Genomic DNA, 8,225 nt, shown 5'->3' with positions numbered 1-8,225 from the left:
CCCCCCCCGGCTTCGCCGGGTGGAAGGAGCCCGCCTGCGGCGGGCATCGAGGCCGGCGCCTGGCGGCGCCTATGTGCCGGGTCGGGTGGTGTTGTTAGGCAACGGTTTTCGAGTTACCGGGTTGGGTTGGATGGCCTGCGGCCATCGCCGGCGGTCGCTTTGCCGTTGTGCTGCAACTGTTTTGGCCTCCGTTGGTGGTGATGGCTTCGCCATTGGTCATGCTTCAATCATACTGTATTACAGTGGGTTTCGGCTACTCCGTCTCGGCTTCGCCTCGACCGTGGTGGGGGGCTATTGGGTGCCGGCCGGCGGATCTGACTCGAGGTCGTTGCCCGACTTGGTATCTCGACTTACCGCCCGGGCTGCGCCCTCGTCCATCATATACGTTGCGGTGCAGCAGTATTCGATTGTGCGCAGCGACGCCTACGGCGCTTCACCCCTGCAGTTCTTTCGCATCGAGGAGCCACTGCCACCGCGAGCCGACCACCCGCCGCCGAACATTGCTCAACACTATTGCGACTGCAATACCTGAGGGCCAACGTTCCCACTGACCCCTCCCCCACGAGACTCCATCCCCTGGGCCCCGGCGGCGACTCACCACTGCTACCCATTCAACTGCCGGCGCCCGGCTCCGCCGGCCCACCACAGCCCAGACAAAGGCCGGCACCCCAGCCCACACAATTCGGGGCCCAGACCACCGTCTCAACCCGGCCATCAGCTGAGATGCTCAAAACCACCGCCGCACAGGAGGACCGCCCACCATTGACCGAGCCACAACAGCGCCGAGACCGGCCGGCGGCGGCGGCGTGACGACCGAACGGGCCAGCGCCTTGGCCGCGCTTACGCACCCGAGCGCGCCTACGTGGAGGCGACACGCCGGGCCGCGATGTCGGCTATGAGCGTTTAACAGCGGCAGGACCGGCTCCTAACCAGGACCAACTGATTACGAGCGGGGACTTGGTGGTGTCAAGTCCCCTCTTTGCAGCTCATAGGCCCCTATTGATCCTTGTAGCTTCTGGGTCTATGACCGCATCGCGTTGCGTCTTCACACCGCAGCCCGCGCCCGTTCCTCACCTCAGCGAGCAGCCACGCCCCCACCCAGTCGCCGCCACGCAGCACAATCCTCGCGGTGACACCGACCGGCGCCCGCCATCGATGTCGCGGCTCCGGTCGGAACTCCAGCGCCCCGAGGGCGCTCTCCTCGAATCGCTCCGCCTCGCTCGGCGCCCCATCATGTCCGTCAACACGGCCGCAGCGCGCGCAGGAGTGAGTCCCACCACCTGGCGGTCCTATGTCAACGGCTATCGGGTGCTGTCCGCCGGCAGCCCCGTCCAGATGATTGCACCAGCGGCCACCTTGGCGCGGATGGCCGCTGCGGTGGGAGCCACCACCGAGAGCCTGCTGGCCGCTGAGCGGCCCGACGCGGCACATGTACTCGGCGGCGGCAATCCTGATGACATCGACCCCTCTCAGCTCCCGCAGCCACGCGCAATGGCCAACGATGACACCCCTTTCGTACCCGAACCGGCAGTGGCCTTGATTGAGTCGCGCCGCCTGGCGGCTGTCCCGCCGGTATCGGTGCGCAAAGTCGCGGCCGTCGCCGGAATTAGCGACACCATGTGGCGCAACATCGTCTCGGGCCTGCCCCGCGCGGGCAGGCGAGTCAAGGTCTCCACGGCGGCGCACTCGGTGGCGAAGATGGCCGATGCCGTGGGGGCCAGCCCAGACGAGATCGCGGCGGCCGGCCGACCCGACGCAGCCACCCTGATGCGCAACTCAGAATCCCTGCGCAAGAGGAACGATGAACTCCTCGCCCGGTGGAGTCAGCTCACCGATCAGAACAGCGCCATAGACCCCGACGATCTTCTGCGACTCGCAATCACGATCGACCACGCCTCATCACTTCTCGATGCGGCGTCGCGGGACTTCATCGAACGACTCGACGACGGGGTCACCCTGATCGAACGCATCGCCGGCCATCTCATGGACAACGCTCCCGATGCAGTCGTACAGCGCCGGCGACGACTTCTCGAACGCGACGCCGAGCCGCTGCCACACGCCGAGACGCCGCACTGAGTGCCATCTGGCACCAATTGGTGCTATCCCGAAACAAGCAGAGCCACAGTGTTTTTGGATGCCCTCGCGGTGTCATAGGCTGATGGTCTACTCACTGCATGCCACACCACAGCGCGACTTCTGATCGCAGCCGGCAAGCGATAGTCCCGTCCTACAGTTGCTCGGGGGTGCGCTGGACACCGCAGCAATGGCGGGATGCCGGCAAGCAGTCACCCATCGGCACTCACGATTGGAGCGGGTGTCCCTCGCTTATCGAGAACTGGGAGCGCGCCGGCGCGGCCAATGCTGGACTCGAGTTAAGCCAGGTGTGGAGCAGCAATTCCGTCGTTGGCTGGTACTGGCGATGCGCCGACGGGCACCTGTGGCGAGAACCGGTGAACCGCATGTTCGCCAGGAACGTCTTCGGCCGCCGCGCCCGCTGGCGCAGCTTGATGGGCTCCGCTGGCGCCTGTCGTCGATGCGCTCTTGATCGCTTCGGAGCGCGCTTTGATCGCTGCGGCTGCATCTCACCCGATCTCGCACTCCTTGAGCGGACACCCGTTGTGCTGCCGGGGTTTTGTCCAGACTGCAAGACCTTGGGCTCGGGGGCGTTCGTCCTCGGTGCGCCTGTGCTCGTTTATCACTGTCCACCCACTTCGAAAGAGGAGAATGTGCTGCGGCAGCGTCTGGGGGCAGTCCTTCCGCTGGCATCTCCTGGTGAGGCGAACGCCGTGAGTGTCCACCCGACCAGTTGGGGTGCTCGCCATGTGTTCCCCGACATGCTGGCCCCCTCGACCCGAGTAGCGATCGAGTACGACTCACCAGGGCCGCTGCACGACGCTCACGGTCCGCTAAGTGTCGACCACGAAAAGGACAGTGCTCTGCGCCGCGTGGGGTGGGAGGTCATCCGTGTGCGCGTCGGCAACCTCGCCCTCATCGGGCCCTACGATGTCGCGGCCACCGGACCTACCCGTGCAGCGGCTGCGGCCGTGATCGACCAGTACCACCGTGTTCTTCTCGGCGGCGAGCGTTCACGCACCCACCTGGCTACGAGCGGAGATCTTCGCACCTCGACGCAGTGGGAACAGTTGGCCCTGGACCTCGACGCCCAGTATCTCGATGCCCTGTCCTCTGGGAGCAAGCTGCCGCCAGCCGACGACTGACCACCTCGGCTTGACGATGTGGCGGCTGATAACGCACTGCGGGAGCGCAACTGACGTCGGCTGCTACGAACTCTCACCCCGGCTCCCGGCGCGCCACTCTATGAGCGCCTCCGAGGCGCGGCTGCAATGATTCGGGCGCTTCTTCCGGCCGCAGGAGCCCCAGCACTCAAGCACCTGTCTGATCGGCCATCAGGTTGTCGCCCAGCCGTCCTGAAGGGCACGTGTCCCCGCGATCGCGTCCTTGAGTGACTGTGCGGTCTGCAGCTGGTCGAGCAGGACCCAGAGCCGTGACGACGGGTAGATGCCGGCGCCATTGGGGATGGGGTCGAGCGGCGGAAGTCTGGGACCGAGGTCGTACACGGCGTGCGGGCGGTCGCTGGCGTCGTTCTCGGGTAGGTACGGGTATCGGTCGCGGATGGTGGGGACGACATCGGCGTGCATGATCCGGTGGATGCGTTGCACGGCGCCGGCCCACCGGAACGCCATGAAGTTCGGCGGGTCGGTGGGCCATCCCCCGACGCCGTAGGGGTGGAAGTAGCAGAGGTGATCGGTGACGAACTCGCGGTATGTCGGGGTGCCCTCGCCGCCCGGGCGGTCTTCGCTGAGCACCACGCTGTAGACCAAGCTGTCGGCCACTGTGCGCATGCGTATCACTTCCAGTAGGTAGGTGTGCAGCTCTTCAAGCCAGATACGTTCTCGCCCGCGGCATACCGCTCGGGCGGCGGCGATGTCGGCGAGCACGTCGCGCCACGGTAGGTGCATCACGGGGACGCCCTGGATCTCGGTCGGCAGTTGCGACTCGGCAAGCGCAGTGGAGGCCTGGGATAGAGATACCAGTGCGCCCGCCCCGGATCTGTGGATTCGCGAGACATATTGCGTTAGTTGCGTCGTCGTTGGAAGCAACCAGTCCCGCTTGGCCTCGAAGATCACCAGCGCTGAGGGCAACCGCACCTCAAGGTCTGTGCGGCCGATCTCGGCACGAACTTCCAGCGCGAAACTGATGTCATCCTCGTCTCCGAGCGCCGGCCAAACGCGGCGGAGTATTGCATCGCTGAGTGCGGTGCAGCGCGCCATGGTGAACCCGAGCGCTGCGGTCAGGTCGTTCTCGTTCTGGCCGAGCAGGCTGAACGCCGATCCCACCTCGGCGCCGTAACGCGTCAGCGAAGCCACTCAGTCACCCCTCCCCGGTTTCTGCCCAGACCCAGTTCGTGCTGCCGCGAGCTGGACCTCGACGCTGCGGCAGCCGGCCGCAGGGACGGTCCTCTGACCGGGGACCTGTCATTGTGCCCGGTCGCAGGCTCAGGCCGGGTCGGGACAGAAGTCAATGTCCTTGCCGTCGACGTTGACCGTGGCCGACCACCACCACACCGGGCCCAGGGCGTCGAGGCCGGCCTGGGGTAGCACCATGCCGATCTCGCCGGGGGTATCGGTATCGGCGAAGCCGTCCATGTTTTGCTGGGTGCCTTCGGCGAAGGGGAAGTAGAAGTAGCCGATCTTCTGTCCGTCGAGCGTCTTGTAGCCGAGCTGCACGCTCGCCCCATCCGGGTTGGTGGCCAGCAGGGACCAGAGCACGGTCCCGGTCATGGGGACGTCCCCGGTATAGGTCATCGTCACCTGAGCGCTCATGCCGGCCCGGCCGGCCATCTCTCCGACCTTGACATCGACGCCGGTGAGGTCGATCGGTGTAGCGGAGACAGCCGACGTGCACGAGGACTGCGGGCCAGCCAGCACCTTGCCCGGCGGCACCGCCGGAGGCACTGTAGGAGCAGGAGGGACCGCGGCGGGCGAATCGGTCGTGGAGATCGGCAGACTCACCGACGTGGTGACGGTAGCCGCGGGTGCATCGGAAGACGAGGCCTCCGATGTCTCAGATGAGCTTCCACATCCCGCCACGACGGCGACCACGCCGACCGCGCCGCACACTCCCCGGACATGCCGTCCCCGACTGCGCCTCATATTCAACCCCCTGGTCGTCAGTATTCCTAGGCAAGCTACGCCACGGCCCTGGCGGGCCGATTCAGTCCCCGGCGAGCGCTCGCAGGTGAGCGAGGGTGATGTACGGGTTGTATGAGCCGGGCCAGGGCGTGTCATCGTTGAGGAACCCCGCCTCGGGTAGCCATCCGATGGCGTAGTCCAGCTCTTCATCGTCCAGTTCTTGGCCGCCCCATGCGGTGCCAATACGCCGCGCGTAGGACGGACACCTGTTCTCGTCATCAACGTAGACCGCCGCGTTGGGGTCGATTCCCAGTGCAGCCATGCGCTCGACAGCGTTGGCGATCGCCTCGGCTTCCTGGCCGCTCACGCGACCGGGGAGCGTCGTATCAGTCGTCCTGTCGTCGTTGCGTGACGTCTCCATCTCGACGGATGAATTCTGCATTCGATACGCCCCTTTTCGGGTTAAGTGACCGAACGCGCACATCCGGCCGATTGTTGTATGTCGTTGTCCGACAGCGTTTATTGTACCGTCGTACGCCGACACCTCAAGTGCGCGGTGGTCGACGCCAGTCTCTTCGAGCCCCGGGCTTGACACTGGTTGGAGCGAGTGCCGCGAGCCCTCTACACGATGGCCGCTTGCTGAGTTCCGCCGCGCCCCGAGCGGCCGGTCCGCACGTTATTCACAGACCGCGCAGTCGCATCGCGTCCCGGCGGAATGCGGCCGCCAGCTCCGTCGTAGCATGTGGCTCCATTGCCGCCCTTTCAAGCTGGCTAGCCACTCTGGCAGCAAGAGCCCGCGGCGCGTTCGTTGATAGCCCGGTGGCCTCTGCCATCAGCTGTCCGAGGAGCGAGAGCGCTTGTGCGAGCGACATGATTAGGTCTCGTTCGGTTTCGGTGGACACATCGTGCTGTAGGTAGAGCTGAACGGCCTCAGCGAGGCCCGCTGTTGTCCGACCCATCACATGCCCTGGGATCTCCAGGTCCCGCGGTTGAGACATCAGGTCGACCCCCGGCTGCTCATCAGCCAGCATCCCGACCATCGTGTCGGCCAGCCCATCAAGCGCCTGCGCGTCTATGTACCTCCGCGCGGCGGTTGTCGAGATCTGAAGAGTCGCGGCGATTGCCTCAACGCGGTCGTTTATCAAACTCGCGGCATCGGACGGGTCTATGAAGAGCCCCCGATCGTTCAGTTTGCTGCAAAGTCGCTCGACTCGACTATCAACCCACCGCCTCGGAGCCATATCGCAAGGTCCCTTCCTTCGGACTTCACCTGCATCCTATTTGGCCCGACCGCTATAACTCGGCTACAGCGCAGATCGCGCCGCTCTATCACATTCTGGCCCTATTGTCTGTAGCGCAAGTCCGACTTTTCATTGCTTATCAATGCCTTTCGCGAAGATTGGCACCAGCGTTTTGGTGCGTCCTCCCCTCGGGCGCCGCCTGCTGGGCCTACCGTGTTCTCAGAGCGAGGACACCCTTGGAGGAGGTCGGGACTATGACCGACATCAATGGCTACGGCGAGCTATGGCCGGACCCATTTGGCATGGATCGAGCGCCGAAGTGGGTCATGCCGTGGCTTGCTCCTGGTCCGATAGCTTTGCAAGCGTTGTCTGAGCTAGGCACACCGTTGCACGCGTGTCAGACGGGGACCTACTTCGACCCAGACGACTTGAATGCCGCCGAACACTACGGCGAGGACCGTCCGAAACGATCGCCACTTGAACGCGCCGTGCACGCCGCCGGCCCCCGCCTCGAATGGCGGCTGGAGCGCGTGTGGGCACTTGACGAGGAATCCTCTGACGAGGATGTCCAGGCCTACGAGAAGGCGTCGAAAGCAGTCGCTGGAAGACTTATACATCCGCGGTGCCTCGACGATTATGTCTATGCTGCATGGCATTTCGCCGAGATTGTCGACATCGACTCGGAGAATAACCCTGACGAGGACTCACCGGCATCTCGTGATGTCGTGTCCAGCCCGGAGTTCATCCAGGCCCTTGAGTGGGCGCAGGCCGGCGTCGTCGTCCTTCAACAGAGCTTGCCCTGGCCGTTCACCGGGGTTCTGCCGTACTCCGTTAACGACAATCGCCCCGCACATCGAGCGCTCTTCGCTTACGCGAGAATCCTTTACGCACAGTCGCCCCGCAAAGCGAAGCAGTGGTTTCGGGCCATGGTGTATGCGAACCCGATGGACAACATGGGCGCGCGAGCCTTCGTCAATAGCTGACCAGGCCTATTACGCTCTTGTGCGTCTTGTGAAACCGATGTAGAGACTCGCCAGATAGTGTGCAAACCATAGGAGACCTGCATGTCGGTAACGCCGGAGACGTTCGGAGTAGCACAAGCGGAGGTGGACGGCACTGTGGTGCTGTTCTCTCCGAAAGTCCGCTTCGCCAGCACTAATGAAAGCCAGTTCGATGCCATGATGGACTGGCGCGCCGAGCTCGAATTGGGCTACTTCGGCGGCCGGCAGGACGGTTCCGTCGATCTTGGCGACACCCCAGACGTCTTCGGCGGGTATGTGGATTTCCTGCAGATTAGGCTCGGCGAGCACGATGTCTGGGACCTGTTGGACTCACTCTCACAGGCCGCCGAGATGTTCGGGGCCTTATTTGACGGCGGAGAAGTCGGTGATTGGGTAGAGGATGACTTCGAGCACATGTTGCCACCTGTCAACAGCGTGCTGATTATTACGGCAGTGAGTATCGCAAAGGCGCTGCGCGGTAACAGTATTGGCGCATGGCTTGTCGCCGAAGTTATTGCCCGCATGGCAAGTGCAACCGACACGCTAGTGCTGATGTACCCCCACCCGCTGGGTCACCCGGCCGATGACATCTCGGAGTTAGAAGCCGTGGACAAGTTGACCCGATATTGGCAACGGGCCGGCTTTGATCCAGTCGGCTCGCATCCCGGATTCCTAGCTCAATCGACTGCCTTTCAAATATTCGGGGAACGACGCCGAGAGTTGGACCACACACTAGTGGTCCGTCTCAGTTTTGATTGACTACTTGTTGGAGTTTGGTGCGTGCGCGTCGAACTTTGGCCAGGATCGACTCGGCGGTAGCCGTCCACAGG

Annotated in this window: 8 protein-coding genes; 4 read left to right on the top strand and 4 right to left on the bottom strand. The window is 64.0% G+C overall.

What is annotated here, in order from left to right; translation table 11 throughout:
* The first annotated feature begins 1,233 nt into the window (after window positions 1–1,233).
* Window positions 1,234–2,076, top strand: coding sequence for a hypothetical protein (locus H7J06_RS26415; protein ID WP_264042367.1), 843 nt, complete (start codon window positions 1,234–1,236; stop codon window positions 2,074–2,076).
* A gap of 167 nt (window positions 2,077–2,243) precedes the next feature.
* Window positions 2,244–3,218, top strand: coding sequence for a putative endonuclease domain-containing protein (locus tag H7J06_RS26410; RefSeq protein ID WP_264042366.1), 975 nt, complete (start codon window positions 2,244–2,246; stop codon window positions 3,216–3,218).
* Between the two features lie 189 nt (window positions 3,219–3,407).
* On the opposite strand, the gene H7J06_RS26405 is transcribed toward H7J06_RS26410, so the two are convergent.
* The 4 genes from H7J06_RS26405 to H7J06_RS26390 all read right to left on the bottom strand — a co-directional run bounded on the left by H7J06_RS26405 (window position 3,408) and on the right by H7J06_RS26390 (window position 6,298).
* Window positions 3,408–4,388: a hypothetical protein gene (locus H7J06_RS26405; RefSeq protein WP_264042364.1), complete on the bottom strand. Its 981-nt coding sequence runs from the start codon at window positions 4,386–4,388 to the stop codon at window positions 3,408–3,410.
* A gap of 129 nt (window positions 4,389–4,517) precedes the next feature.
* The gene (locus H7J06_RS26400; RefSeq protein WP_264042363.1) at window positions 4,518–4,964 is read right to left on the bottom strand and encodes a hypothetical protein; all 447 of its coding nucleotides are present in this window, start codon (window positions 4,962–4,964) and stop codon (window positions 4,518–4,520) included.
* Between the two features lie 271 nt (window positions 4,965–5,235).
* Window positions 5,236–5,595 carry a hypothetical protein gene (locus tag H7J06_RS26395; RefSeq protein ID WP_264042362.1) on the bottom strand — a complete coding sequence of 120 codons (360 nt, stop codon included), beginning with the start codon at window positions 5,593–5,595 and terminating at the stop codon, window positions 5,236–5,238.
* Window positions 5,596–5,833: 238 nt separating this feature from the next.
* Complete coding sequence (locus H7J06_RS26390; protein ID WP_264042361.1) at window positions 5,834–6,298, bottom strand: hypothetical protein; 465 nt, start codon at window positions 6,296–6,298, stop codon at window positions 5,834–5,836.
* Window positions 6,299–6,648: 350 nt separating this feature from the next.
* Between H7J06_RS26390 and H7J06_RS26385 the strand changes: the two genes are divergently transcribed.
* A complete protein-coding gene (locus H7J06_RS26385; protein ID WP_264042360.1) occupies window positions 6,649–7,377 on the top strand; it encodes a hypothetical protein in 729 nt (242 codons plus the stop codon).
* 81 nt (window positions 7,378–7,458) lie between these two features.
* Entirely contained in the window at window positions 7,459–8,154 is a 696-nt protein-coding gene (locus tag H7J06_RS26380) for a hypothetical protein (protein WP_264042359.1), read from the top strand.
* Window positions 8,155–8,225 lie beyond the last annotated feature (71 nt).

Origin of the sequence: Mycolicibacterium hodleri, assembly GCF_025822245.1 — a bacterium.
GTDB lineage: Bacteria > Actinomycetota > Actinomycetes > Mycobacteriales > Mycobacteriaceae > Mycobacterium > Mycobacterium hodleri.
This window is presented reverse-complemented; position numbering and strand designations above follow the sequence as displayed.

Bases quoted from the DNA above. Each gene is read 5' to 3' on its own strand.
- H7J06_RS26415 (WP_264042367.1), top strand. From the start codon at position 1,234: ATGTCCGTCAACACGGCCGCAGCGCGCGCAGGAGTGAGTCCCACCACC.
- H7J06_RS26395 (WP_264042362.1), bottom strand. From the start codon at position 5,595: ATGCAGAATTCATCCGTCGAGATGGAGACGTCACGCAACGACGACAGG.
- H7J06_RS26385 (WP_264042360.1), top strand. From the start codon at position 6,649: ATGACCGACATCAATGGCTACGGCGAGCTATGGCCGGACCCATTTGGC.
- H7J06_RS26380 (WP_264042359.1), top strand. From the start codon at position 7,459: ATGTCGGTAACGCCGGAGACGTTCGGAGTAGCACAAGCGGAGGTGGAC.